Annotated in this window: 21 protein-coding genes; 11 read left to right on the plus strand and 10 right to left on the minus strand. The window is 62.5% G+C overall.

Going from position 1 to position 25,402, the window contains the following annotated elements:
- Positions 1 to 49: 49 nt before the first annotated feature.
- Positions 50 to 1,915 (minus strand): biosynthetic-type acetolactate synthase large subunit, encoded by a 1,866-nt coding sequence (gene ilvB / locus LGM71_RS06740; RefSeq protein ID WP_226114351.1) that lies wholly within the window; start codon positions 1,913 to 1,915, stop codon positions 50 to 52.
- 368 nt (positions 1,916 to 2,283) lie between these two features.
- Positions 2,284 to 2,838, minus strand: coding sequence for a DJ-1/PfpI family protein (locus LGM71_RS06745; RefSeq protein ID WP_264160388.1), 555 nt, complete (start codon positions 2,836 to 2,838; stop codon positions 2,284 to 2,286).
- A gap of 529 nt (positions 2,839 to 3,367) precedes the next feature.
- Between LGM71_RS06745 and LGM71_RS06750 the strand changes: the two genes are divergently transcribed.
- Positions 3,368 to 4,399, plus strand: coding sequence for a GlxA family transcriptional regulator (locus LGM71_RS06750; RefSeq protein WP_059599028.1), 1,032 nt, complete (start codon positions 3,368 to 3,370; stop codon positions 4,397 to 4,399).
- Positions 4,396 to 4,926: a G/U mismatch-specific DNA glycosylase gene (gene mug, locus LGM71_RS06755; RefSeq protein ID WP_059599029.1), complete on the plus strand. Its 531-nt coding sequence runs from the start codon at positions 4,396 to 4,398 to the stop codon at positions 4,924 to 4,926. The genes LGM71_RS06750 and mug overlap by 4 nt, the downstream gene beginning before the upstream one ends.
- Here mug and LGM71_RS06760 read toward each other — a convergent pair.
- A complete protein-coding gene (locus tag LGM71_RS06760; protein WP_124648323.1) occupies positions 4,887 to 5,819 on the minus strand; it encodes a LysR family transcriptional regulator in 933 nt (310 codons plus the stop codon). The genes mug and LGM71_RS06760 overlap by 40 nt on opposite strands.
- A gap of 429 nt (positions 5,820 to 6,248) precedes the next feature.
- Here LGM71_RS06760 and LGM71_RS06765 point away from each other — a divergent pair, with 429 nt between their 5' ends.
- The 8 genes from LGM71_RS06765 (at position 6,249) to LGM71_RS06800 (ending at position 15,984) form a co-directional block, all read left to right on the plus strand.
- Positions 6,249 to 6,935, plus strand: coding sequence for an antibiotic biosynthesis monooxygenase family protein (locus LGM71_RS06765; RefSeq protein ID WP_226114763.1), 687 nt, complete (start codon positions 6,249 to 6,251; stop codon positions 6,933 to 6,935).
- Between the two features lie 52 nt (positions 6,936 to 6,987).
- Positions 6,988 to 8,613 carry an MFS transporter gene (locus LGM71_RS06770; RefSeq protein WP_226114354.1) on the plus strand — a complete coding sequence of 542 codons (1,626 nt, stop codon included), beginning with the start codon at positions 6,988 to 6,990 and terminating at the stop codon, positions 8,611 to 8,613.
- A gap of 11 nt (positions 8,614 to 8,624) precedes the next feature.
- On the plus strand, positions 8,625 to 9,701 hold the full coding sequence (locus LGM71_RS06775; protein ID WP_124623168.1) for an HlyD family secretion protein: 1,077 nt from the start codon (positions 8,625 to 8,627) through the stop codon (positions 9,699 to 9,701).
- On the plus strand, positions 9,698 to 11,236 hold the full coding sequence (locus tag LGM71_RS06780) for an efflux transporter outer membrane subunit (RefSeq protein WP_226114356.1): 1,539 nt from the start codon (positions 9,698 to 9,700) through the stop codon (positions 11,234 to 11,236). Before LGM71_RS06775 ends, LGM71_RS06780 begins: the two co-directional genes overlap by 4 nt.
- 669 nt (positions 11,237 to 11,905) lie before the next feature.
- The gene (locus LGM71_RS06785) at positions 11,906 to 12,205 is read left to right on the plus strand and encodes a hypothetical protein (protein WP_226114357.1); all 300 of its coding nucleotides are present in this window, start codon (positions 11,906 to 11,908) and stop codon (positions 12,203 to 12,205) included.
- Entirely contained in the window at positions 12,202 to 13,047 is an 846-nt protein-coding gene (gene arsD / locus LGM71_RS06790; RefSeq protein WP_124903850.1) for an arsenite efflux transporter metallochaperone ArsD, read from the plus strand. Before LGM71_RS06785 ends, arsD begins: the two co-directional genes overlap by 4 nt.
- A 9-nt stretch (positions 13,048 to 13,056) precedes the next feature.
- Positions 13,057 to 14,820: an arsenical pump-driving ATPase gene (gene arsA, locus LGM71_RS06795; protein ID WP_226114359.1), complete on the plus strand. Its 1,764-nt coding sequence runs from the start codon at positions 13,057 to 13,059 to the stop codon at positions 14,818 to 14,820.
- 81 nt (positions 14,821 to 14,901) lie between these two features.
- Positions 14,902 to 15,984, plus strand: coding sequence for an ArsO family NAD(P)H-dependent flavin-containing monooxygenase (locus LGM71_RS06800; protein WP_226114361.1), 1,083 nt, complete (start codon positions 14,902 to 14,904; stop codon positions 15,982 to 15,984).
- A 434-nt stretch (positions 15,985 to 16,418) separates the two neighbouring features.
- Here the strand turns inward: LGM71_RS06800 and LGM71_RS06805 are convergent, their stop codons facing one another.
- The 6 genes from LGM71_RS06805 to LGM71_RS06830 form a co-directional block, all read right to left on the minus strand.
- Complete coding sequence (locus LGM71_RS06805) at positions 16,419 to 17,423, minus strand: transketolase family protein (protein WP_124622953.1); 1,005 nt, start codon at positions 17,421 to 17,423, stop codon at positions 16,419 to 16,421.
- Positions 17,420 to 18,262 carry a transketolase gene (locus LGM71_RS06810; RefSeq protein WP_124622955.1) on the minus strand — a complete coding sequence of 281 codons (843 nt, stop codon included), beginning with the start codon at positions 18,260 to 18,262 and terminating at the stop codon, positions 17,420 to 17,422. The genes LGM71_RS06805 and LGM71_RS06810 overlap by 4 nt, the downstream gene beginning before the upstream one ends.
- Before the next feature lie 45 nt (positions 18,263 to 18,307).
- Positions 18,308 to 19,636, minus strand: a complete 1,329-nt coding sequence (locus tag LGM71_RS06815) for an MFS transporter (protein ID WP_226114363.1) — start codon at positions 19,634 to 19,636, stop codon at positions 18,308 to 18,310.
- Between the two features lie 80 nt (positions 19,637 to 19,716).
- Positions 19,717 to 20,466, minus strand: a complete 750-nt coding sequence (locus LGM71_RS06820; RefSeq protein ID WP_124622959.1) for an SDR family NAD(P)-dependent oxidoreductase — start codon at positions 20,464 to 20,466, stop codon at positions 19,717 to 19,719.
- 190 nt (positions 20,467 to 20,656) lie between these two features.
- A complete protein-coding gene (locus tag LGM71_RS06825) occupies positions 20,657 to 21,547 on the minus strand; it encodes a LysR substrate-binding domain-containing protein (protein ID WP_226114764.1) in 891 nt (296 codons plus the stop codon).
- A 523-nt stretch (positions 21,548 to 22,070) separates the two neighbouring features.
- Positions 22,071 to 22,940, minus strand: a complete 870-nt coding sequence (locus LGM71_RS06830; protein ID WP_059607304.1) for a LysR family transcriptional regulator — start codon at positions 22,938 to 22,940, stop codon at positions 22,071 to 22,073.
- A 111-nt stretch (positions 22,941 to 23,051) separates the two neighbouring features.
- On the opposite strand from LGM71_RS06830, the gene LGM71_RS06835 reads away from it, so the two are divergent.
- The gene (locus tag LGM71_RS06835) at positions 23,052 to 24,038 is read left to right on the plus strand and encodes a zinc-dependent alcohol dehydrogenase family protein (protein ID WP_124622963.1); all 987 of its coding nucleotides are present in this window, start codon (positions 23,052 to 23,054) and stop codon (positions 24,036 to 24,038) included.
- A 303-nt stretch (positions 24,039 to 24,341) separates the two neighbouring features.
- Here LGM71_RS06835 and LGM71_RS06840 read toward each other — a convergent pair whose 3' ends face one another.
- Positions 24,342 to 25,301 (minus strand): LysR family transcriptional regulator, encoded by a 960-nt coding sequence (locus LGM71_RS06840; RefSeq protein WP_124906447.1) that lies wholly within the window; start codon positions 25,299 to 25,301, stop codon positions 24,342 to 24,344.
- Between the last annotated feature and the right edge of the window lie 101 nt (positions 25,302 to 25,402).

The following is a 25,402-nucleotide window of genomic DNA, read 5'->3' on the forward strand; positions in this document are numbered from 1 at the left end:
TTCACGTTCGTGCACGCGTTATGTGCCGCAGCGCCAGAGTGCAGCAGCATCAGAACATATCGGTCCTGTTCGGGGGGCCTTCGTGGTGCGCTCCACGCTCAATGCCCGCTCGGGCCGCGATAAAGGGCCCCGTGACCATCGTCGAATAGCTTTGACCCGGCCCGACCATTGGGAACACATCGGCACCTGGGTCGATCCTTACGTCGAGGAAGGCTGGCCCCTCAAATTCAATGAACGCCCTAAGCTTGGCCTCCAATTCACTGATTGTATCGACGCGGCAAGCGAATTCGAATCCATCGGCCCGAGCCGCCATCACGAAGTCCTTTCGATGAAGCGCCTTGTCGCTCACGAACATCCGTCCATCAAAGAAGAGCCGCTGCCACTGCCGGATCATCCCGTCGCCGCAGTTGTTGAGAAGCAGCACCTTCACGGGCACACCATACGTACTCGCCGTCTCGAGTTCGCCGACATTCATCCGGATGCTGCCGTCACCGTCGATATCGATTACCAGGGCATCCGGCCTCGCCAACTGCGCACCGATCGCAGCCGGTAGCCCGAAGCCCATCGTGCCCATGCTGCCCGATGTGAGGAAGGTGCGCGGCTCGACGAAATCGAAATACTGAGCGGCCCACATCTGATGCTGGCCTACTCCAGTCGTGACGATCGCGCGCCCGCCCGTCATCTCGCTGAGTTTCTCGATCACGTACTGTGGCTGAATCGCTGACTTGTTCCGGTCGAAATTCATCCCGTGGCGGCGCTTGAGTTCCGCGACTCGATCTAGCCAGTCCGCGGAGCTTTGCACGATCCGGTCATGCGTCATCAACGACCGCAGCGCGTCCTTCGCATTGCCGATGTGACTCCACTGCGCCCGCTTGACCTTGTTGATTTCCGCCTCGTCGATGTCGATGTGAGCCACATGCCGTGCGCGTGGCGCGAATCGATCAGGGCGGCCGCCCACGACCCGATCGTCGAACCGGGCACCCACTGCGATCAGGAAATCGCAGTCTTCGACCGCGTAGTTCGCGCAGGCGGTGCCATGCATGCCGAGCATGCCAAGCCCCAGCTCATATCGTGCGGGTATCGCGCCGATGCCCATCAGCGTGGTCACGACGGGGATCCTGTAGCGCTCGGAAAACCGCAGCAGCTCGCCTGCCGCTTCCGCTGCGACAATGCCGCCGCCCGCATAGAGCAGCGGGCGCCGGCTCTGCGCCAGCAGGTCGAAGAATGCCGCACGCTTGTCGTCGTCCAGACGGGCGCCTTTTGCCACCATTCGAAGTCGATCCGAGTACCCGCGAAACTGCAATGTACCGTGGCCGAGATAAGGTCCCACCCAGTTCTGAACGTCCTTAGGCACGTCGACGACCACCGGTCCCGGACGGCCGGTGCGAGCGATTTCGAATGCGCTTCGCAGCGTCTGCTCCAGCTTCGCCGGATCGGTGACGAGAAATACCTGCTTTGCGCACGCCGACATGATGTTGAAGACCGGCGCTTCCTGAAACGCATCGGTGCCGACCATTGCGCGCGGAACCTGTCCGCAGATCAGGACGACAGGAACCGAATCCCCGTTGCAGTCGGCGATCGGCGTGACCGCATTCGTCGCGCCCGGGCCGGACGTCACCATGAACACGCCCACTTTTCCGCTGGCACGCGCGTAGCCGGCAGCCATGAAGCCTGCAGCCTGCTCGTTCGCAGGAACGACGAACCGGATCTGGCGCTTGGGGCTTGCCTTGTGCAATTCGTTGAAACGAAACACGGCGTCGTATGTGGGCAGGATTGCACCGCCGCTGTATCCAAACAGCGTATCGACGCCCTGTTCGGCGAGCACCCGCAGGATGATGTCCGCGCCGGACATCAGTTCGCCGGCGTGAGCAGGTGGCGGAAGAATCTGCGACGTAACAGCGGGATTCCGGGACATGACTGCCTCGTAGGGAAATGGGCGCCGACCGCGTCGGCGACCGATGACGATGAATGATTTGCCTTCCAACTCGAGAACAGCGTGCGTTCCAAACCCGTTCACGGACGATCGTTCCAACGGACTCGTTGTATCAGGCCCGACTCATCGCGCACGTTCGTGCGCGCACACATGAAAGAATTGCGAAGGAGTCGAGATCATTCTGCCAACGATCGAAGCCGTCGGTGCGCGGACGAACCGCGCTTGCAGGCCAAAATGAGCGCTTTCCGGGCCACGGCGGGTTGCGACGCGATGCGCCTGCTCATCGACGCGATGTCCCGGACCGAGCGCGCGTGACCGATGGCGCCCGCTCGTGCGCCACTTCAGTGCGGTTACGCCAACAATCTTCTGGCAATGCGCTCGACGACGCGCTGGCCCAGATCCTCGCCGACGAGCGCCAGGGCAACGCGAATGCCGGCGTGCACGCCGTCCGCCGAATAGACGTTGCCGTCCTTCACGCAATGCTGACCGGCGACGACGTTCACCTGCGAATGCTCGTCGGCAAGACGCTGTCCGCCGCACGGATGCGTGACCAGCCAGCGACGATCGGCAAGGCCGGCACGTGCGAGCAGAAACGCTCCGTTGGATACCGTCGCGAGCTTCCGCACGTGACATCCGGTTTCGTGAAGCCAGTCCACGAGCGCACGATGCTCTCGCTCCGGACCGTCGAACGGAGAACCGGGTATCACGACGATGTCGAATGATGCGGCCGCGTCCGCCAGGCACGCTGTCGTGCCCACCGCGGTTCCGTTCGAACAGACGACGGGCCCGGGCACCGGTCCGACGAGGTGCTGTTCGTAGACGATCCGGCCGCACTGGCGATTCGCTTCCTGAAAAACATCCATTGGACCGCTTGCCTCGAGCAGCCGAAAGCCGGCATACAGCATGATTCCGACATCCATGACACATTCCTCCGCAAACGTATTCCGGGCGAGGCCACGCTTTCGACGCCGATACCGGTCGCAGACGGGCCGCGTCGTTCCTTCGAAACAGCGGCGCCACGTGACGCGTTGCGAGCGATACGACGATTCGGTTCCGTGCCCATCTTCGGCGGCGTCGTTGCCTCGCGCGTTGCCGAACCCAGTCTAGTCAGGCGGAGCGGGAGCGGAAACCCGGACATGCAACCTTGCGCGGCCAATCGCGGCGAGATTTCGGCCACGTCGCGTCGCCGGTTTCGGCGCCCGACACACTGCTACCGCTCCACAAACGTCGGAGCACGCCGGCACGGCTTACATTCAGCCTTCTTCCTGCGCCGCAAAAGTCAATTACCGGACCGTGTGTCCACGCGGTCCGTCCGTTGCGGTAATCTGGCGCAACGCTCGTCACCAGGTCGCCGCGCCGGCTCGAAACGCGATGCAGCAGTCGCGGTACGTGGTGCCTCCGCGCGAGCGGGCTCTTATTTGCTGAAGGTCAGGAATGAAAGTCGCCATTGTCGTCTTCGATGGTGTGCAGGCGTTGGATGTCGCAGGCCCACTGGACGTATTTGCGGAAGCCAACACGTATCTTCCTGTTCATCAGAGGTATGAGGTTTCCCTCGTCGGAAAGAGGGCCGGCACCGTGACGTGTTCGAACGGAATGCAGTTGTCCGTTCAGTTCGGCTTCGGGGATCTCGACGCGCAATATGACCTGATACTGGTCGCGGGCGGCCCGCAATTGCCGGACGCCTGCCCCTCCGGCGACGTCCTCGGCTGGCTGCAGTGCCAGGCACGGGGCGCGACGCGATTCGGCTCCGTGTGCAACGGAACGTTTCTGCTCGGCCATGCGGGCCTGATCGACGGCAAGGCCGTGACGACGCACTGGGCGGTTGCAGCGCGCCTCGCAAACGAGTTTCCGCTGGCCAGCGTAAAACCCGACAGCATCTTCATCCGGGACGGGCGACTGTTTACGTCCGCCGGCGTGACGGCAGGCATCGATCTTTGCCTGTCATTCGTATCGGAAGACTGGGGACACGAGATGGCCGTACGCATCGCGAAGCAACTGGTCGTCTATATTCAGCGCGAAGGCGGGCAGTCGCAGTACAGTCCGTTCATTTCGGCCGGCAAGGACGAGGACCCGATCATCGGCAAGGTCCACCAGTACGTGACCGACCACATCGCCGATACACTGTCGATCGAGCAGCTCGCGAGCGCCGTGTCGGTGAGCCGCCGGACCTTCTCGCGGCTGTTCGCCAAGCATGCAAAGGTGACGCCGTCCGCGTTCGTCGAACAGATTCGCGTCGATACCGCGAGGACATTGCTCGAAACGTCGGATGCACCGCTCAAGACCGTCGCGTTCAAATGCGGCTTCCACAGTGCCACGCACATGCGCGCGACGTTCGCGCGGCGGCTCAACGTCACGCCGCAACAGTACCGGCAACGGTTCAGGAGCACGGCCGATTCGAATCGGCACGCGCAGGCCGGTGCGGGAGACGCGGCCGGTTCGCATTCGCAACGGCAATTGCATCCGTGAGTCACGCCAATCCGGTTCAGCCGCTCTCGGACATTCTCGAACGCGGGTTGTCGGTGATCTTTTGCGGCATCAACCCAGGGCTCGGTTCGGCCTCGGCGGGCCATCATTTCTCGAACGCAAGCAACCGATTCTGGCGCGTCGTTCACCTGGCCGGTTTTTCGCCCGAACGGATTCGTCCCGATGACGATCGCACGCTGCTTCGATATGGTTGCGGGCTCACCACCGCCGTTTCGCGTGCGACGGCCCGTGCCGCCGAATTGTCGCGATCGGAGTTCGAAGCGGCCGCATCGGGATTCGAGCGGAAGATCCAATACCATGCGCCGCGGTACGTCGCGTTTCTCGGCAAGACCGCCCTTGCGGCGATGTCCGGCAAGCGCGACATCCAGTGGGGCGCGCAATCCGATACGTTCGGCGGTGCGCGTGTATGGGTGCTGCCGAATCCGAGCGGCCTGAACCGCGCGTTCGACCTCGATTCGCTGGTGGCCGCCTACCGCGAGCTCCGTGTCGCGATCACGTCCGTGCCCTGAAGTTCTGCATTGTTGCGCAGCGTGTGGGTAACGAAATCCACGAAGGCCCGGACCTTCCCGCTCGCGCCTCGCCGCTCGACATGGAGCAGGCTTACGGGAATCGGCTCGTGCTCGAACGCCGTCAGGATTGGCCGAAGCCTGCCGTCGCGCACCTCCGGGGCAGCCTGATACGACAAGAGCTGGGTCACGCCCACGCAATCGACGGCAGCCAGAACGGCGGCGGGAACCAGATCGACGATCATCCGCGGCCGAAGTCGAACGGGCACTCGCGAACCGTTGTCGTGAAACACCCACTCGAGCGGAAGCGACACGCCGGTGCATGACACGCAGTCGTGATGGAGCAGGTCGCGCGGATGCGCGGGTTCTCCGTGCGCAGCGAGATAGGCAGGCGCTGCATACGTTCGCCGCCGAACGACACCCAACGGAAGCGCGAATACCGAAGAGTCGCCCAAGTGGCCGATCCGGATGGCAATATCGACACCCTCCTCGAGCAGCCGCGTGGTCCGGTCGACATACACGGCGTTGACGTCGACATCGGGATAACGCAATACGAATGCATTCACCAGCGGCGCGATGAATCGCTGGCCGAACAGCACCGGGGCTGAAATGGTCAGCGTGCCCACGGGGTTTTCATGATCCGTGGCGATATTCACCTCCGCGTCCGTGATCACGTCCAGCACCTTGCGGCACGCATCGGCGTAGATTGTGCCCGCGTCCGTCGCCCGCACCGAGCGCGTCGTGCGCGCCAGCAGTTGCGTGCCGATTCGGGTTTCGAGCGAATGCACCGCCCGCGAAACCGCTGCCGTCGACAAGCCGAGCTTCTCCGATGCGGCGGTGAAGCTGCCGCGGTCGACGACGGCCACAAAGACTTCCATCTCGCGCAACTTGTCCATTCCGCCTCCCGACGCGGTCGATTGAATCCCTACGTCGCGATTGTATGCGCGCGATGCTGCACGTCGAGCTTTCACACGTTCGGGTGACCCAAAAGCGCGTCAGGATGGCCGCAATCGATCCATTTTCATTCGGCATGAAGCATGTCGATCGTGCCACTCGCGGTTCGCCGATGCCGGTCGTGCCGGCCGGACGGCAACAGCGTCTTTCTGGTCGTGCAGGTAATGAAGACGTCCATTGCGGCCGTGGCGCAATTCGCTCACTCATTGGCCCAAAACCGAAACTGCCCGCGCTATGAGAGCGCCACTTCATCTCCGACAATGAACTCCATCACCGCGTGGCTGCGACAGCACGACGATACCGGCCCGCATCAAAGGCGCCGCGCGCATTGCGCATTGCGTCGTATCGCTAACCGAATGAAGGAGTCCGCCATGTTTGCTGCAATGCTTGAAGTCAAGCCGATACCGGAACAGTTCGATGCCTATCTCGGCATGGCGAAGATGCTTCGGCCCGAACTCGAGAAGATCGACGGGTTCGTCGACAACACGCGCTATGGAAGCCTGACCCGGGACGGATGGCTTCTGTCGCTGTCGAGCTGGCGCGACGAGAAGTCGCTGGTGCGCTGGCGAACCTCGACGAAGCACCACACCATTCAGCAGGTCGCGCGCGATCGCATATTTTCCGACTACCAGCTGCGCATCGGCCAGGTCGTGGCCGATACGTGTGTTCCGGCAGGCCAGGTCCTGCAGGAACAGCGCCTCGACGTGACCGAGGTCGGCGCAGGCACGGCCGTCACGCTGCTGGACGCGACGTGCGCGCCGGACTGGCCCAGGCAGGCAAGTCCGCGAGCGGTTGCCGGATGGTTGGGGCTCGACACGCAGGCGCACGGCCTCGTTGCATGGGACGCATTCGACGCGCTGTTGACGCCCGGCGATGTGATCGTCGTCGCGACCTGGCGCGACCAAGCTGCCGCCGCCGCGTTCGAACGCGGAGCGAATCTGCGTTCCGATACGCGCGTTCGGCATATCCGCATCGTGCGGGAGTACGGCATGTTCGATCGCCGGGAAGCGCCGCAGTACTTCGACGAAGCGCGTCGCCATGAACCGGGCGCACGCTGACGGCGTCGCGCCCATGCCGTCATTTCTCCAATCTCAGTAGCCAAGGGATCCTATGAGTTCCGCCAACCCTTCGACGACCGGAACGAGCGAGCCGCTCGGCGTACCCGCACCGGCGCACGCGCCGGTGCGGAGCACGCAGACGCCGGTGCAAACAGGCTCCGGTCACGCTGCATTGTCGCCGCGTGTCGCTATCGGCCTGACCGGAATGCTGTTCGCGTCGTTGCTGGCGATACTCAACGAACAAGTCACCGCAGCGGCGATGGCCGACATTCAAGGCGCACTGTCGATCGGACATGACGACGGGACGTGGCTGACCGCGCTGTTCGAAGCCGCCAACGTGGCGACGATGGTGTTCGCCCCGTGGTTTGGCATGACCTTCACGCTGAAGCGATTCACGATCGGCGCCGTCGTCGCCACGTTGATCTTCGGCATGCTTTGCCCGATCGCGCCGACCCTGCCCGCGCTTTACGTGCTGCGCGTGCTGCAGGGCGTGGCGGGCGGCTGCCTGCCGCCGATGCTGATCATCGTCGCGCTGCGCTATCTGCCGCCCAAGGTAAAGTTGTACGGGCTAGCAGGCTACGCGCTGACCGCGACGTTCGGGCCCGCGCTCGGCACGCCGCTGGCTGCGTTGTGGACGGAGTATGTCAGCTGGCGCATGGCCTTTCTTCAGATCGTGCCGCTCGGGATCGGCAGCTGTGTGGCGATTCAGTTCGGCCTTCCGGCCGATCCGCTGAAACTCGAACGGTTCGGTTCGTTCAACTGGATCGGATTCCTCACCGGCTTTCCCGGCGTGGCGATGCTCGTGATCGGTCTTCTGCAAGGCGATCGCCTCGACTGGCTGAATTCCGGCTTCGTCTGCGCGATGTTTTCCGGCGGGGCGCTCCTGCTTGCGGTGTTTTTCGTCAACGAATGGTTTCACCCGCTGCCCTTTTTCAAGCTGCAGATGCTCGGCCGCCGCAACTTCGCGCACGGCCTCCTCACGCTCACGGGCGCTGTGGTGCTGCTGGTCGGCGTTGCTGCGATACCGGGACAGTATCTCGCGAAGGTTCACGCCTACAGAGCGCTGCAGACGGCTCCGCTGTCGCTGCTGGTCGCGCTTCCGCTGCTGATCACGCTGCCGTTGACCGCCGCCGTGCTGAACCTTAGGCAGATCGATCGCCGCTGGGTGCTCGGTATCGGCCTTGCCCTCATGGCAACGACCTGCGCGATGGGCAGCGTGATGACGTCCGAGTGGATTCGCGACAACTTCTACCTGCTTCAGTCGTTACAGATCGCGGCCCAGCCGATGGTGATCCTGTCGATCCTGATGGGCGTGACGACGGGCTTGCCGCCGACCGAGGGCCCGTTCGCGTCGGCCATGTTCAATTCGCTGAAGACGTTCTCCGCCGCTGCGGCGACTGCGCTGATCGAAGGTGTCGGTACCGCTCGCGAACGCTTCCATTCGAACGTGCTGGTGGACCGCCTGGGCAACCACATGGCGATGACGGACCAGAGCATCGACAGCCTTCATGATTTCGGCGAACTTGCGCACCGAGTCCACGAGCAGGCGTTCGTGCTGACGTCGGCCGATCTTTATCGCGTGATGGCGGGCGTCGCCGTTGCACTTCTTTTCCTTGTTCCGGTGTTGCCCGTGCGGATCTATCCGCCGTGGACCATTACGCCGCCTCCTTCCCGTTGATGGACGAAATCATGTCGACCGCCACCCGTTTTCCGTTCAAGACCACTTACGTTGCCGCATCCCTGGTCGCGGCAGGCATGGCCGTATGGGGCTGCGCACGGCTCGTTTCCGCACCCGAAACCGAATCCACGAACGACGCCTACGTGCAAGCCGACTTCACGCTCGTGGCGCCACGCGTCGCCGGCCAGATTTCCGATGTCCTGGTGGACGACAACGAGTCGGTGAAGGCCGGCCAGTTGCTGGTACGCATCGACGATCGCGACTTCCGCGCAGCATTGCTGAGTGCCCAGGCGGATGTGGTCGCGGCCAAGGCGTCCGTGGCCAATTTCGACGCCGAGATCGCACGGCAGCCGTCGCTCGTCGAGCAGGCGCGCGCGACGCTGCGGTCCGACGATGCCAGTATCGCGTTTGCGCGGGCCAATGCATCGCGCTACCAGAATCTCTCGGAAGCTGGTGCAGGGACGGCACAGGAGCAGCAGCATGCTGCGACGACGCTTGCCGAGCAGCTTGCACAGCAAGCGCGCGATCGGGCCGTGTTGACGGCGACCGAGCAGAACCTCGACGTCCTGCGCGCCGGGCGCGACAAGGCGGCAGGGGCACTGGCGCGTGCCGAGGCGGCACTGGAACAGGCGACGCTCAACCTGTCCTATAGCGAGATCCGCGCACCGGTCGACGGCAAGATCGGGCGACGTTCCGCGCGTGTGGGCGCGTTCGTGACGCCCGGCGCGGCGATTCTCGCGATCGTTCCGCTCCGGGACGCGTATGTCGTGGCCAACTTTCAGGAAAACCAGATTACCAACATGCGGCGCGGTGCCGGCGTACGCATCAAGGTCGACAGCTTTCCGGGCGTGGTGATTCGAGGTCACGTGGACGGTCTCGCGCCCGCGACCGGCGTAAGCTTCGCGCCCATCGCGCCCGACAACGCGACGGGCAATTTCACCAAAGTCGTGCAACGCGTACCGGTCAAGATCACGATCGACCGCGGACAGCAGGCAGCGTCCGCACTGAGCGTCGGGCTTTCCGTCGAAGCGGAGGTAGCTGTTGGCAAGCATCGCGATGCGCCGACGGCGGGAGGGAACGGGAAATGAATACGAACGAATTCTCCGTCCGCGAGACGGTACTGGCGATACTCGCGTGTCTCGTGATGGCGGGATGCACGTTGGGTCCGGACTTCGAGCGTCCGAAAACCTCGACCCCCGATGTCTTCAGCCGCACGGAAGCGGCGCAAGCATCGAGCAAGACCGTCGAATCGCAATTCAATGCAGATTGGTGGACGCTCTTCGGCGATCCGGTGCTCGACTCGCTGGAAAAGCAGCTCGCCGACGCGAACCTGGACGTGGCGGTGGCGTCGGCGCGCCTGCGCCAGAGCCGTGCGCAACAGCGGGTCGCCGGTGCCGCGGAACTTCCTTCCATCGTCGGCGCTGCATCGTATGACCGCGAGCGTGGAAGCGAGAACGGGATATTGTCGTTGCTTGGCGTCACGCCGACACAGACGCAACCGCAATCGGCATCGGGAACCTCGCCGGTCGGCGTGGCAGCATTGCCGGGGTCCAAAGGTTCGCCGGCCTACAATCTGTATCAGTCGGGCTTCGATGCGTCGTGGGAGATCGACATCTGGGGCCGGGTTCGACGTGGCGTCGAAGCGGCGACCGCATTGAGCGACGCGTCATACGAGGACCGCAATGCGGTGCTGCTGTCGGTCCGGGCCGAGCTTGCGCGCGACTATATCGAGTTGCGCGATACGCAGTCTCAGCTTCGTATCGCGCGGCAGAACCTCGAGATTGCCCGGGACGCGGTAAACCTCGCGCAAGTTCGCGTACGCGAAGGGGTCACGACGGAGCTGGACGTCGCAAATGCGTCAGCACAGGCCGAATCGATTGAAAGCCTGATTCCGACGCTCGAAGCGAAAGGCGAGACGACGATCAACGCGATTGGCGTGTTGCTCGCCCAGGAGCCGGGGGCGCTGCGGCATGCGTTCGGCGAGTCTCGCGACGTTCCGCCGCTCCCCGAGCAGGTGCCGATCGGATTTCCGTCCGAACTCGTGCAGCGCAGACCGGATATCCGGCGAGCGGAGGCACAGTTGCATGCCGCGACGGCGTCGATCGGAATGGCGAAGGCCGACTTCTATCCGCGCATTTCGTTGAACGGCAGCGCGGGATTCCAGAGCCTGCAGCTGTCGAGCCTCGCCAACTGGGCATCGGGCCAGTTCGTGATCGGACCGTCGATTACACTTCCGATCTTCGAGGGCGGGCGTCTCAAGGGAATGCTCCACCTGCGTGAAGCGCAACAACAGGAGGCTGCGATCAACTACCAACGTACCGTACTCGAGGCATGGCGGGAGGTGGACGACGCGCTTGTCGTCTACGCTGCCGAACAGCGCCGGCGCGATCGGCTCGTATCCGTGGTAACGCTGAACCAGCGCGCGCTCGCGATCGCACAGCAACGGTACAAAGCTGGCGCGGTCGATTACCTCGACGTACTGAACGTGCAGAAGCAGCTGGTGGCGGCGCAGAGCAATCTCGAGCAGAGCAAGGCAACCGCCGACACTAACCTCGTCACGCTGTGCAAGGCGCTCGGTGGCGGCTGGGAATCCACATACTCGATTCGGGACGCTAATCGCTGACAAAGCGCTCAGGTGGACAGGTTCCGCTTGTTCTGCGTTCGCATCCGGTTGTGTCGTTTATCTCAAAGTGTTGCGTTCACTTCTATCCCGACGCCTCTAACAGAGACGACTCGCGTGCAGCGAGAGTGGCGCCGGTTGACGCGTCGTCGACAAGATGCTTAAGCCGCGCATCAATCTCAAAATGGCACCTATCTTGCCGCACGTGGTGCAGCGTATCGATAGAATGTAGAACCGTTATGGCCAATCACCGTTCAAGCGGAGACGTCTGCTTTCGATCGAAGAGCAGCCCTTGATGCGGCTGATGCCAATGGCCGGATATGGCCGGTTGCGGTCAAAAGCAACTGATCGCTGCCGACCCAAATCCGTCCTTCTGCAAGCACTGAGGCCGATGACGGCTTTGGGCCTATAAGGGGACGTCCGCACGGTCACATCGCAGATGACCGTCACCTCACTTTTACGAAGAGCGATGTTGTCCGGTGTAGTGCTCTTGCGCATACGTCGGTAGTCGGTCCCCGCACTGTTCTGGTCGCACTGAAGACGGCTTTCCATGATGGCAAGGGCAGTCCGGTCCTCCTTGACGTGCGTCAAGACGCGTACCGTCGCCACTCTGCAAGCTGAGGCACCACAATGGTCGAGCCAGATGGTCTATGACAGAACGGAGAGCCTGACGTGAAAGATATCGATCGGGAAATCGACAAACTCTGGAAACGGATTGACCGCATGCCGGCCTTCGCTCCCCGTCGCAACGAGAACGACAACACCGTGACATGGGCGCTGGCAATCGCCCAGCTTGTCTCGTGGGGAACCATCTGCTACGCCGTCTCCCTTTTCGCCGCGACGCCGGCGCCCCTCTACGACCCGGTGTTTGCCGTTACCACGCGGGACTACACTGGCAGCCTCCGCACAAAAATCACCTTGATCATCCGGCAGCCACTTACACACCGTGAACGTAAGGGAGAATTGGCATGAGCACGCCCGTTGATGAGATTCGCCCGGCAGTCGCCACAGACTTCGGCGGCATCCTTGCGTTGCTGGACCTGTGCGGGCTACCCGCGAGCGACCTCACGGCGCAAAGCCTCGACGGCTTCCACGTCGCCGTACGGGACGCCGGGATCGTCGGGGTGGCCGGGCTGGAGCAAGTTGGCGATGCGGCCCTTTTGCGTTCGGTCGCCGTTCACCCGCGGCTGCGCGCATCCGGTCTGGGTGGCCGACTTATCGACGCATCCATTGCGCTGGCGCAAACGCGATCACTGCGCGCGCTATACCTTATTCCGAACGATGAATCCGCCCTCAATTTTTTTGCGCGCCGCGGATTCACACGCATTGAGCGAACCCTCATTCCCGAAGCGATCCGCGGTCTGCCCGAATTCACGCATCTTTGTCCGCAGACGCATCCGAGCTTGTGGAAGTCGCTGAATTCCAATTGCTCCAAGGTGCCTGCCATGAAGAATCTCGAAGTGTTCGATCCCGCCATGTGTTGCTCGACCGGCGTTTGCGGCGTAGACGTCGACCCCGTACTGGCGCAATTCGCCGCCGATCTGAAGTGGGTCGAGGCGCACGGCGTGACGGTGGCCCGCTACAACCTGGGCCACGCGCCGCAGGCGTTCGCCGCCAACGCCGCGGTGGTCAAGGAAATGGAAGCCGGCATGGAGCGGCTGCCGATCCTCGTGGTCGACGGCCATATCGTCTCGACGGGGATGTATCCGTCGCGCCAGCAGCTTGCGCAGAAACTCGGCATTGCGCTGACGACGGAGGAAAAGCCTCATATCAAGGCCGGCAGCTGCTGTTCGCCGGGCTCGGGCTGCTGCTAAGGAGCACTCATGTCCCTTCCTGAAACGCAGACCCGATATCTCTTCTTCACCGGAAAAGGCGGCGTCGGCAAGACATCGCTTTCCTGTGCCACGGGCCTTGCCATGGCCGATGCCGGCAAGCGGGTGCTCATCGTCAGCACGGACCCGGCCTCCAATCTCGACGAGGTGCTCGGCGTCCGCCTGAGTCAGTTGCCGACCGCGGTGCCGGGCGCGCCGGGCCTGTTCGCGTTGAACATCGATCCGGAAGCGGCCGCGCAGACCTACCGGGAACGCATGGTCGAACCGTATCGCGGCGTCTTGCCGGCCGCGGCGATCCGCAACATGGAAGAGCAGTTTTCCGGGGCGTGTACGGTCGAGATTGCTGCCTTCGACGAATTCTCCAAACTGCTCGGCGACCCCGCCGCAACGGCCGATTTCGATCACGTGATTTTCGACACCGCCCCGACCGGCCACACGCTGCGCCTGTTGACGCTGCCTTCGGCGTGGAACGAGTTCATCTCGTCGTCGACGGGGGGCGCCTCGTGCCTCGGACCGTTGGCCGGACTGGAGAAGCAGAAAGCGCTCTACGCGGCAACCGTCGAACGGCTCTCGAGCGCAGCCCAGACCACCGTCGTGCTGGTGAGCCGGCCCGAAGTCGCAGCACTGCGCGAAGCGAATCGCACGCGGCACGAACTGGCCGACCTCGGCATCTGCAACCAGGTGCTGGCGATCAACGGACTCTTCTACACAGATCGTAACGACGACGCGATTGCGACCGCCATGACCCGGCGTGCGCAACAGGCACTGGCCGACATGCCGCACGAACTGGCGGGCTTGCCGCAGACGCGCATTCCGTTTCTGCCGCGCGGCACGGTCGGGCTGGATGCGCTGCGCGACATGGCGCATCCCGAACGCGTGCGCATGCCGAGCGAACACCGGATGCCCGACACCGCCTTGCCGCCGGGCCTGGGCGGCCTGGTAGACGAGTTGTCGGCCGCGGGCCGCGGCGTGATCATGACGATGGGTAAAGGCGGCGTGGGCAAGACCACGGTAGCAGCCGCGATCGCAGTTGCGTTGGCCGGGCGCGGACACGACGTGATCCTCTCGACCACCGATCCGGCCTCGCACGTGGCCGCCACCGTCGATGGCGTCGTGCCTCGCCTGAGCGTCACACGCATCGACCCGGCGCGCGAAGTGCAGCAGTACACCGAGGAGGTGCTGGCCAAAGCGGCATCGCACCTCGATGCGGGCGGCCGGGCGATGCTCGAGGAAGATCTGCGCTCGCCCTGCACGGAGGAAATCGCCGTCTTCAGGGCCTTCGCGCGCACGGTCGATCAAGGCAAGTCCGGCTTCGTGGTGCTTGACACCGCGCCGACCGGGCACACCATTCTGCTACTGGACGCTGCCGAGGCCTATCACCGCGAAGTGATGCGCACACAAGGCGACATGCCGGAGTCGGTCCGTCAACTGCTGCCGCGCCTGCGGGACCCGGATTACAGCCGCATCCTGATCGTCACGTTGCCGGAAGCCACGCCGGTTCACGAAGCGGAACGCCTGAGCGCCGACCTCGCGCGCGCGGGAATTACGCCGTACGCGTGGGTCATCAACCAGTCGTTGCTGGCGAGTGGCACGACCGACCCGATGCTGTGCCAGCGGGGCACTTACGAGGTGCCGTTCGTCCGCCGCGTGGCGGACGATCTGGCCCAGCGCACCGCACTCATTCCGTGGCTCGCCGAGGCACCGGTCGGGCCAGCTGGCCTCGAGCACGTGATTACGTCGCGGGTGGCCACGTAGTGCAGTGCACCGCCCACCGCCTTTGAGCTCAATGGGCGGCGTGACCGCCGGAATCCGAATCATGAGATGGGACGAAAGCGGATGCCTGTAGACATTGATGTCGTGGTAATCGGCGGTGGCCAGGCCGGGCTTGCCACCGCCTACTTTCTGCGTCGCGCGGGGCTCGACTATCTCGTGCTGGATAACCAAAGCGCCCCAGGAGGCGCCTGGCGACATACCTGGGACTCGCTACACCTGTTTTCGCCGTCGCAATGGAGTTCGCTGCCAGGCTGGCAGATGCCCGTATCACACGACAGATACCCGTCGCGCAACGAGGTTATCGACTATCTGGCGCGATATGAGGAGCGTTATCACATCCCTGTCCGACGCCCCGTTCATGTCGAATCCGTTTCACGCGTTCAGGGTGGGTTGCTGGTCAGTACTGATCGCGGGGAATGGCTCGCCGGGGCGATCGTGAGTGCGACCGGTACCTGGAGCGCGCCGTATGTCCCCGACTATCCTGGACGCGAGATCTTTCGCGGTCGTCAGATGCATTCGGCTCAGTATCGCAATCCGAACGATCTGCGCGGACAAAACGTGCTGGTGGTGGGCGGCGGCAACTCGGGCGCGCAGATCCTGGCGGAGGTATCGACCGTCTGCAACGCCATGTGGGTGACGTTGCAGGAACCGGTTTTTCTTCCAGACGACGTAGATGGCCGGGTCTTGTTCGAACGCGCGACAGCCAAATGGCAGGCTCTTCGCGATGGGCACACGATGACGGCACCAGTAGGTGGTTTGGGCGACATCGTCATGGTGCCACCTGTACGGGACGCGCGTGCGCGTGGCGTTCTGCACGCAATGCGTCCGTTCAGCCATTTCGATACAGACGGCGTCGCGTGGAGCGACGGCACGCATTCCCGCGTCGATGTCGTGATCTGGTGCACCGGGTTCCGCCCCGCACTCAAACATCTTGACCCGCTGCAGATCTGTGATGCAAACGGATTGCCGAGGACAGACGGGACGCGAGCCAGCGACGAGGAACGCTTGTGGTTTGTCGGTTACGGCGAGTGGTGCGGCGCCGCGTCTGCCACGCTCATCGGTGTAATGCGTAGCGCTCGCGACGCAGCGGGGGATATAGCCCGATATCTGCGCGCTATACAGCCGCGCAGCACATCGGCACCGTAGCCGGTGATAGGGGCATCGCAAATGAGGCATCGCCCCTTTTTTCTGCCACGCCACGTCTCGGTCATGTGGCAGGCGGCGTGGATCGAGGCCGGGCCGCAGTTACCAAGGTATCAACACACGCTCGCACGGCCATGTGGAGTCGCTGGCGAATGAGTGGTCGTGGCCGGCTGCGGTCAAAAGCAACCGACCGCGGCCGACCCGGCGCTGCCAGTCGCTCGCTCATTCCGAGAGGCCGATGACAAGCGGCAAGCGGCCCGTCAGCGCTCTTCTTCAGTCGGGCAGGCTTTGCTTGACACATGTCAGCAGCCTACTTTTTCAGGAGGGTGCGTCGATGGAACCGACGCACCCTCCCCGCTCAAGCTAGCCGAGGACATGTTTCATACGCAGGCGAAGCGATGTCCGCCGTGGTGCTGCGCCGGGACAACGCTGTGGGCTCAACCAAGCCAGCCCTTGATGGTATTGGCCATGACGTGGGTGGAGATGCCATAGCGATCGTGCAAGGTCGGCAGCGCGCCCGCACCGAGGAACTCATCGGGCAGTGCGATTTGACGGTACATTGGCGTCACGCCCGCCGTAAGCAGCGAGGTCGCGACCGCTTCGCCAAGACCGCCGATCACCGAATGATTCTCGGCGACCACGACCATGCGACCCGTGCGTCGGGCTTCACGCAAGATCGTCTCGGTGTCGAGCGGCTTGATGGTCGGCACGTGCAATACGCCAACGCCTACGTTGTCCGCTTCGAGCACCTTCGCGACTTCCAGCGAGCGCATCGTCATGATGCCCGAGGAGATGATCAGAACGTCGGCGCCGTCGCGCAGCAGCTTGGCTTTGCCGAGTTCGAACTGATAGTCGTATTCATCGAGCACGGCCGGAACGTTGCCACGCAGCAGGCGCGCATACACCGGCCCGTTATGCGCGGCGATCGCCGGCACCATCTGCTCGGTATCGAGCGCATCGCACGGATCGATGACCGTCATGTTCGGCATCGCGCGCATCAGCGCAAGATCCTCGGCCGCCTGATGGCTCGGTCCGTAGCCGGTCGTAAGCCCCGGCAGTGCGCAGATGATCTTTACGTCGAGGTTGTCTTCCGCGATGGCCTGGTGCATGAAGTCATACGCGCGACGGGTTGCGAATACGGCGTACGTCGTCACGAACGGCTGGGCGCCTTCATGCGCCATACCGGCGGCCGCGCCCATCAGCAATTGCTCGGCCATGCCCATCTGATAGTAACGGTCTGGAAACTCCTTTCCGAAGATGTGCAGGTCGGTGTACTTGCCGAGGTCGGCAGTCATGCCAACTACGTTCGTCTTCTCCCGAGCCAACCGGGCCAGCGCATGACCGAACGGGGCGGAACGCGTGACCTGTCCTTCGCCGGCAATAGACGCGATCATCGCCGAGGTCTTCAGGCGCGGCTTCGTGGTGAGAGTGGTGTCGCTCATGCTTGTCTCCCTGCTTCGAGTGCTGCGAGCGCCAGTTGCCACTCATGGGCGTCGACGCGGATGAAATGGTTCTTTTCCCGTTCTTCGAGGAACGGCACGCCGCAGCCCATGCGGGTATCGCAAACGATGATCCGGGGCTGCTCTTTCGGATGATTGCGTGCAGCATCGAAGGCAGCCTTCACTGCGTCAATGTCGTTGCCGTCCACCCGCTGGGTGAACCAGCCAAATGCTTCGAGCTTCTCGACGAGCGGCTCGAACGCCATGATCGTCGAGGACGGACCGTCGGCTTGCTGGTTGTTGACATCGACCATGGCGATCAGGTTGTCCAGCTTCCAGTGAGCGGCCGACATGAGGCCCTCCCAGATGGCGCCTTCGTCGAGTTCACCGTCGGAGAAGAGCGTGTAGACGAAGGCGTTCGAGCCCTTGCGCTTCAGTCCCAGGCAGCGGCCCACCGCGATCGTGAGACCGTGGCCGAGCGAGCCGCCGGACATCTCCATGCCGGGCGTGTAGCTCGCCATTCCGGACATCGGCAACCGGCTGTCGTCGCTGCCGTAGGTTTCGAGTTCTTCCGGTGGCAGGAAGCCGGCTTCGAAAAGCGCGGCGTAGAGCGCGATTGCATAGTGACCATTGGACAACAGGAAGCGATCGCGGCCTTCCCAGTCCGGACTGTCGGGCTGGTAGCGCATCGCGCCAAAGTAGGCAACCGCGAGTACATCGGCGATATCGAGCGCCTGGCCGATATAGCCTTGGCCCTGTACCTCGCCCATCAGCAATGCGTTTCTGCGAATCCGGTAGGCGCGCTCGGCGAGCGTCAGCCCATCTGATGACGGATTGTTCATGGTGGATCCTTGATTCAAAAAGGTGAGTCTTTGCAGCGGACGGTGTCAGCGATTGACGGTTTTGGCCGGCACGAGGAAAACAAGCCCGGCACCGATGACGATCGCGACGGAGATGAAGATGAGCCCAGCCGTCGATTTACCGGTCAGATCGTTCAACCAGCCCACGATGGCCGGCGAGAAGAAGCCGGCGAGATTGGCGAAGCAGTTCACCGCCGCGATACCCGCCGCGGCGGACATGCCGCCGAGAAGCGCGGTCGGCAGTGACCAGAACTGCGAAGACGAAGCGAGAATGCCTGCGGCGGCGACGCTGACACACACCAGCGACGCGCCGACTCCGCCCAGTGTCGGAAGCGTTGCGAAGCCCGCTGCCGATACGAGCATCGGGATCGCAAGATGCAGACGGCGTTCGCGATGCCGGTCAGCGCTCGCTCCCACCAGCGGCAGCGCAATGATCGCGCACAGGTACGGGATGGCTGTAAAGACGCCCACCCACAGCGGATCGGCCACACCGGATTTGCGGATGATCGTCGGCAGCCAGAATGTGAGCCCATATTGACCGAGCACGACGCAGAAGTAGATGGAGGCCATCAACCACAAACGACGATCGCCGATGAACGACCTGATCGACACATGCGCGATCTTGTGCGCGTTGTCGTTCGCCACGTTGCGTGCGAGGAGTGCTTTCTCCGCATCGGTGAGCCACTTCGCGGCAGCGATACCGTTATCGAGGTAGAACAGGATCGTGACACCAAGGAGCAGCGACGGCAGGGCTTCGAGGATGAACAGCCACTTCCAGCCAGCCAATCCCTGCACGCCCTGGAACGCATGCAGGATGTAACCGGACAGCGGGCCGCCGACAATGCCGGCCAGCGGAATAGCCATGAAAAAGAGTGAGAGTGCTTTTGCGCGCCGTGCCGAAGGAAACCAGTATGTCAGATACAGAATGACGCCCGGCGCGAACCCCGCCTCGGCCACGCCTAACATAAAGCGGAGAATATAGAACGTTGTGGGCGACTTGACGAAGACAAACGAGGCCGAAATCACAGCCCAGGTCAGCATGATGCGAGCGAGCCAGTTTCGTGCGCCTACTCTGTGCAACATGAGATTACTCGGTACCTCGAAGAGAAAATAACCGAGAAAGAAAATACCGGCGCCGAGGCCATACACGGTTTCACTGAAGCGCAGGTCGTTGAGCATCTGCAGTTTTGCAAAGCCCACGTTGACACGATCGAGATAAGCGCCCAGGTAGCACAGCATCAGGAACGGTATCAGGCGCCGTCCGACTTTCGCATACGTTTTTGATTCGAAGCTCGCCGGGTCGGCGAGCTTCGTGACATCGCCCGCCATTGACGGCGCGGTGGCCTTCGTTTTCATGGTTGTCTCCTGCCATATCGCCCCGGGTTTTACCGCCGGGTGCATTGCCCCATCTGCCGCAACCGCGGCCGATGTCGTACTTAATGGATCAGCATTCCGCCGTTGACGTCGAGCGTGATGCCCGTGAGGTAAGTCGACAGGTCGCTCGAGAGGAACAGGCAGGCGTTCGCGACGTCCGCGGCATCGCCGAGTCGGCCGAGCGGAATGCCCTTGATGACTTCGGCGCGCATCTCGGTCGTGAGCTTGTCGCCTGTGATGTCGGTCTGAATGAGACCCGGGGTGATCGAGTTGACGCGGATGTTGTCCGGGCCGAGTTCACGCGCCATCGCGCGAGCGAGACCGAGCACACCGGCTTTGGCTGCGCTGTAGTGCGGACCGCCGAAGATGCCGCCGCCGCGTTGCGCGGAAACGGATGACATGCAGACGATGCTGCCGCTCCTTTGCGCCCGCATTTGCGGAATGACCGCTTGCGACATATAGAGCGTGCCGCGCAGGTTCACGTCGATGACCGCATCGAAGTTGTCGGCGCCGATGTCCATCGTCTTCAAAGGCTGCGTGATACCTGCGTTGTTGATCAATCCATCTACACGGCCGTACTTCTCGATGACCGCCGCGGCGGCAGCTATACATGCGGCTTTGTCGGTCACATCGCAGTGGAGGCCGAGGTTGTCCTCGCCGAACTCACGCGCAGCACTCTCGGCATCACCCTTGTGAAGATCCAGAATCACTACGCGCGCGCCTTGCGCAGCGAGCGCTTTTGCGGTCGCCTTGCCGATGCCGCGCGGCGAGGCGGCACCGGTTACGATGACCACTTTGCTGTCGAGCAACATGTTTGTCTCCATCGATCACGTTAGTTGGTAGACGCAGTTTCAGTGCTTCAACTATCTCGATCAATGCAGTTCGGCTCAACTATTGCTGAAGAATTTTCAGGTGTGGCTGGAACGTGGACTCACGGGTGTCAGAATGCGCCCCTTTGGCATAACGCTGGGGCGCCGCCGCCCCGCCCTGCGCGGCCCGACGCTACAAGGCGGCGCGGCTGGTCTCTTGCTCGACCCAGTCCAAAAATTTGGCCACGCGTGGCAAGTCCAGATTCCTGGCAGGGTAAACGAGGTGATGAGCTCCGACCTCGACCGCATACGTGCGATCGAAGACCGGTATGAGTGAACCTCGTTTGAGATGGACGGATGCGAGCATCGTGCTTTCGAGCGCAATGCCGTGTCCCAATGCCGCGGCCTCGAGAGACATGTACGAGCGGTCGAACGCGAAATCGTATGCCTTGTGCGATACCGCGACGCCGAACTTGCCGAACCATTGCTTCCACTGTACGAGAGGCGTCTCCGAAAAGATCAGGCGCCGTTCGAGCAGATCCTCGGGGGTACGCACCGGGTGTTGCTTGAGGTATTCCTCCGAGGCAAGAGGCGTGATGAACTCGTTGCGTAGCGTCTTGATCTCGCCATCGGTCCAATGGGCGTAGCCATGCCTTATGTCGAGGTCATAGTGGCCCGAGGTGAACGACACGTCCTCGTACGAGCACGCGAGATTCAACTGAATGTCGCCGTTCGCTTCCTGAAACAAGGTCAGCCGCGGCAGCAGCCACATCAACCCAAAGCTGGGACTCGAATGAATGCGAAGAATCTCGATACCCGACTGGCTCGATGCGCGCTCCGTCGCGCGGCTCAGGTCGGCGAGCGATCCGGTGACATCGGCCAGATACTGCTGACCCGTTGGCGTCAGCACCAGTCCCCGCCCCAGCCTCATGAACAAGGGTCTTCCAACCATGGATTCGAGATTGGCAATCTGATGGCTGACCGCCGACGGCGTTAACCCTAATTCATCGGCCGCCCGATTGACACTCTTTGTCCGGGCGACACTCTCGAACGCGACGATGGCTTTTAGCGGTGGGATGCGCATTGTTCCTGGATGCTGCGGTGACAAACTGTCCTGGATCAGGGTGTTCTGCTCCCCTGAGGGCGGTTCCAGAAATGTCGCGTATCCGAGAGGTAAAGGCAAGCCGCGGTTCGGCCGATGGCAATCGGTTCACACGGGCGCGAGACGTCGTGCAAATATGAGGGCGAGCCCGGCGACCAAACGCATCCGCCGGTAGTCGGACAGGGGCAGGTCTCGGGCCGATATCCGACGTCCAGATGTTCTGACCGTCCGGCGGCTCGTGGCCGAACTGCGCCATACGATGCTGTCGCGCCGCTCGAGCGAGCGGGCGACGTCCGAGCGGTGCATCTCGACCCATAAGGGCACTTCGAGTTGCCATGTGTGAATTGGCCGGTTCCTGGCAACAACGGTCATTCGCACGGCCGGGCGCGAGCAAACCCGTATAGCCACTGGAGGACAATTGTTGCGATACCCTGGGGGCATTCTTTGAAAGGCGGTCCAGCGAAGCGGACGTACATCGCACGGAGGCATTGATCGCCCGCCTCACTCAAAGGTTCGCTAGCGAATCAATCGTTGCATCCAGAAGTGCGCGCAGTCGCGCGACTCGACGTAAATCGCGGTGAAAGCCAAGCCAAACATCGCGACCCGGCGGGGCTTCGCCTAAATCGACTCGTCGGATGCCCGGCGTCGCATCACCCAGCGGACAGGGCAGCACTGCAAAGCCAGATCCTTCGGCACACATGCGCGCCTGTACTCCACGATTGTTGCTGCCGAACACGATCCTGGCCCGGGGCAGCATGCGCTTGACCCACTCGACGTCGGACAGCGAGCTGAACTCGCTGTCCATGCTGATCAGCGTGTAGCCGTCACCGTCCCCGCGTGTCGGCGGGACGAGATCGACGTGCCCGTACAACGCATAATCGATGTGCATCAGCTTGCGCTGGATGACGTCGGGTTCGTCGAATGGCGTGATGCGGAATAGCAGATCCGCCTCGCGCCGCGCGAGGTTGTAGAGGCGCGAATCCGTGACGAGTTCCAACGAGATGCCCGGGTACTTCGCTAGAAAGCGCGCGAACACGGGGGTTAGTATGTGCACGCCGAACCAGTCCGACGAGGAGACACGGAGCAGACCCGTCAACTGGGTCTCTTTCCCGGTGAGCGCGCGCGTGAATCCAAGCGCTTCCTCCTCCATTCGCTCGGCATAGGCGAGCGCCGTAGCACCCTCATCCGTCAGCACAAAGCCATTGCTCGTGCGCTGGAACAGCATATGTCCGAGCGCGTCTTCGAGTGCGCGCAACCTGCGCCCCATGGTGGGCTGAGTCTGGCCCACGCGCTTCGCTGCCGCCCCCAGCGTGCCGCAGCGGGCAATCGCCAAAAAAATCCGGACATCGCCCCAATCCAGGTACGGGTCATTCATTTTTGCATGGACTCCGTGCTAAAACTTTGATTTACATGCGTTATAGCATACGTCACGATGAACCCATCGACCCATTAGCTCAACGGAAAGACAACCCGATTGGAAACCACCATGACTATGCAAGCGCTCGTCCTCAGCCGCTACAACGGCCCGCTCGAATTGACTGAAATCTCGATGCCTGAACCCGCACACGGCCAGGTGCGCGTGCGCATTGCCGCAAGCGGTCTCAATCCGCTCGACACCAAGATCCGCGCTGGCAGCGCGGCGCATGCGAAGCATCCGCTCCCGCTGGTGCTCGGCATCGATATGGCTGGCGTAGTCGATGCCGTCGGGCCGGGCGTGACCGCTTTCCATGTCGGCGACGAGGTCTACGGTATGACGGGCGGCGTCGGCGGCATTCAGGGCTCGCTGGCCCAGTATGCGGCGGTGGATGCCGATCTGCTTGCGATCAAGCCCTCCAACCTATCGATGCGTGAAGCCGCGGCGCTACCCCTCGCGTTCATCACTTCCTATTCCGGCATTGTCGATCGGGCCCATCTGCAAGCGGGCGAAACGGTGCTGGTGCAAGGTGGAGCAGGCGGTGTCGGACATATCTCGGTGCAACTGGCGCGCGCACTCGGTGCTCAAGTTTTTGCAACAGCAAGTTCACGCGACCACGATCTCGTTGCGCGGCTCGGCGCTAAGCCAATAGACTACCGGTCGCAATCCGTCGAACAGTATGTCGCATCGTTGACGCACGACACTGGCTTCGACCTCGTTGTCGACACCGTCGGCGGCCCATCGCTCGATGCTTCGTTTGCTGCGGTCAAGCATTTTGGCCATGTTGTCAGCGCGTTGGGTTGGGGTACGCATGCGCTGGCGCCGCTGTCTTTCCGAGAAGCCACGTACTCTGGGGTCTTCACCCTCTATCCGCTCCTGACGGGCATGCATCGCGCGCATCACGGAGCGATACTGCGCGAGGCCACACGGTTGGTCGAAGCCGGCAAGCTCACTCCGAATCTCGATCCGCGCCGGTTCGACCTGCGATCCGCAGAATGCGCCTACGACGCCATCACGAACGCCACCGCACGCGGGAAAATCGTCGTGGACGTCGCGTGAGATCGAACGTGTCAGCTTCGCTGTGTCGATTCACGACTGCCCGACACGGTTGGTGCAGGCGCCCCTCAAGCAAATCGTCACTATCCGATGCGGACATTCGAGTGTCCGTCGCGTCGCGCGAGCGAATGACGGAACCTGGCCGGCTGCGGTCAAAAGCAACTGACCGCTGCCGACTCATCCGGGACACTCACATAGCGCACCTCGAATGTCTGTTCACCGCATGTCACGAGCCGCACCTGCTAGCGACGCCCTAATCGGGAATCTCACCGCTGGCGCACTTTGAAAGTCAGTGACTATCGCAAGTTAGCCTAGGTTTTCCGACCCTGATGGCGCGGGCATCCCGGCCAGGATGCCCTCGGACATCGCACGCTGGAAGCGGTCGACCAGGAAGTCCAGTAGCACCCTCACGCGTGGAGTCATATAGCGATTTCGGTTCAACACGGCATATATGCCGGGCTCACCTTCGACCCACTCCGGCAACACGACCTGAAGTTTGCCTGCACGAATATCCGCTGCGGCATCCCATATTGTCTTGCGGGCTATGCCGAACCCGGCAAGTGTCCACGCACGTGCCAAGGCGCCATCATTTGTTTCCCATGCGTTTTCCATTGCTACGGTGTGATTCCAACGCTTGCCTTCGGACACGAAGTGAAATTCGTTCAACGGGCCTGCAGCCGTAACCAGAACGACAAACTGATGGGCAACCAGGTCAGCCGGGATCCGCGGCGTGCCGTGATTGGTCAGATATTCAGGAGACGCACATAGCACTCGCCAGTTCGGTGCAAGTTGCCGTGCGATAAGTGAAGGATTGTTTGGCCTTCCAAATCGGATTGCGAGATCCACGTCGTCTTGCAGCAAGTCGGAGACGGAGTCGGTCAGGTTAAGTGCGATTTTCAGCTCGGGCTGCGTGCGAACGAAGTCTTCTAGCCAGCTACTCAGTAGATTGCGGCCGAAATCGGCCGATGCCGAAATCCGAACCTTGCCGCGCGCTATCCCCTGGCTCGCGTTGAGTGCGGCCTCGGCATCCTCGATGGCCCTCAATGCGATGCGGCAGTGGTGGTGGTATAGCCGGCCCTCTTCGGTTAGGCGTAGTTGCCTTGTATTGCGGTCGAATAGCCTTGTTGAGAGTGCCGCTTCCAGTTTGGTGAGCCGCGCGCTCGCTGCTGCCGGTGAGAATCCCAGCTTACGACCGGCAGCGGACAAGTTGCCCAGTGCCGCTGCCTCCACGAACAAACGCATGTCGCCCAGTCGATCAGTTGCCATTCTTCATCCAGATTTGAAAAGTATTCAAATGCGCGGCCAATTATCAAATCCATGTTTACTAGTCAGACTGCCACTCTGCAAGCCCCAACGAGGGAAAACGT

This window comes from Burkholderia sp. AU33545, from assembly GCF_020419685.1.
GTDB lineage: Bacteria > Pseudomonadota > Gammaproteobacteria > Burkholderiales > Burkholderiaceae > Burkholderia > Burkholderia diffusa.

Bases quoted from the DNA above. Each gene is read 5' to 3' on its own strand.
- LGM71_RS06800 (WP_226114361.1), top strand. From the start codon at position 14,902: ATGCCTGTAGACATTGATGTCGTGGTAATCGGCGGTGGCCAGGCCGGG.
- LGM71_RS06750 (WP_059599028.1), top strand. From the start codon at position 3,368: ATGAAAGTCGCCATTGTCGTCTTCGATGGTGTGCAGGCGTTGGATGTC.
- arsA (WP_226114359.1), top strand. From the start codon at position 13,057: ATGTCCCTTCCTGAAACGCAGACCCGATATCTCTTCTTCACCGGAAAA.
- arsD (WP_124903850.1), top strand. From the start codon at position 12,202: ATGAGCACGCCCGTTGATGAGATTCGCCCGGCAGTCGCCACAGACTTC.
- LGM71_RS06770 (WP_226114354.1), top strand. From the start codon at position 6,988: ATGAGTTCCGCCAACCCTTCGACGACCGGAACGAGCGAGCCGCTCGGC.
- LGM71_RS06780 (WP_226114356.1), top strand. From the start codon at position 9,698: ATGAATACGAACGAATTCTCCGTCCGCGAGACGGTACTGGCGATACTC.
- LGM71_RS06840 (WP_124906447.1), bottom strand. From the start codon at position 25,301: ATGGCAACTGATCGACTGGGCGACATGCGTTTGTTCGTGGAGGCAGCG.
- LGM71_RS06825 (WP_226114764.1), bottom strand. From the start codon at position 21,547: ATGCGCATCCCACCGCTAAAAGCCATCGTCGCGTTCGAGAGTGTCGCC.
- LGM71_RS06810 (WP_124622955.1), bottom strand. From the start codon at position 18,262: ATGAACAATCCGTCATCAGATGGGCTGACGCTCGCCGAGCGCGCCTAC.
- ilvB (WP_226114351.1), bottom strand. From the start codon at position 1,915: ATGTCCCGGAATCCCGCTGTTACGTCGCAGATTCTTCCGCCACCTGCT.
- LGM71_RS06745 (WP_264160388.1), bottom strand. From the start codon at position 2,838: ATGCTGTATGCCGGCTTTCGGCTGCTCGAGGCAAGCGGTCCAATGGAT.
- LGM71_RS06775 (WP_124623168.1), top strand. From the start codon at position 8,625: ATGTCGACCGCCACCCGTTTTCCGTTCAAGACCACTTACGTTGCCGCA.
- LGM71_RS06765 (WP_226114763.1), top strand. From the start codon at position 6,249: ATGTTTGCTGCAATGCTTGAAGTCAAGCCGATACCGGAACAGTTCGAT.
- LGM71_RS06815 (WP_226114363.1), bottom strand. From the start codon at position 19,636: ATGAAAACGAAGGCCACCGCGCCGTCAATGGCGGGCGATGTCACGAAG.
- LGM71_RS06820 (WP_124622959.1), bottom strand. From the start codon at position 20,466: ATGTTGCTCGACAGCAAAGTGGTCATCGTAACCGGTGCCGCCTCGCCG.
- LGM71_RS06835 (WP_124622963.1), top strand. From the start codon at position 23,052: ATGACTATGCAAGCGCTCGTCCTCAGCCGCTACAACGGCCCGCTCGAA.
- LGM71_RS06830 (WP_059607304.1), bottom strand. From the start codon at position 22,940: ATGAATGACCCGTACCTGGATTGGGGCGATGTCCGGATTTTTTTGGCG.
- LGM71_RS06805 (WP_124622953.1), bottom strand. From the start codon at position 17,423: ATGAGCGACACCACTCTCACCACGAAGCCGCGCCTGAAGACCTCGGCG.
- LGM71_RS06760 (WP_124648323.1), bottom strand. From the start codon at position 5,819: ATGGACAAGTTGCGCGAGATGGAAGTCTTTGTGGCCGTCGTCGACCGC.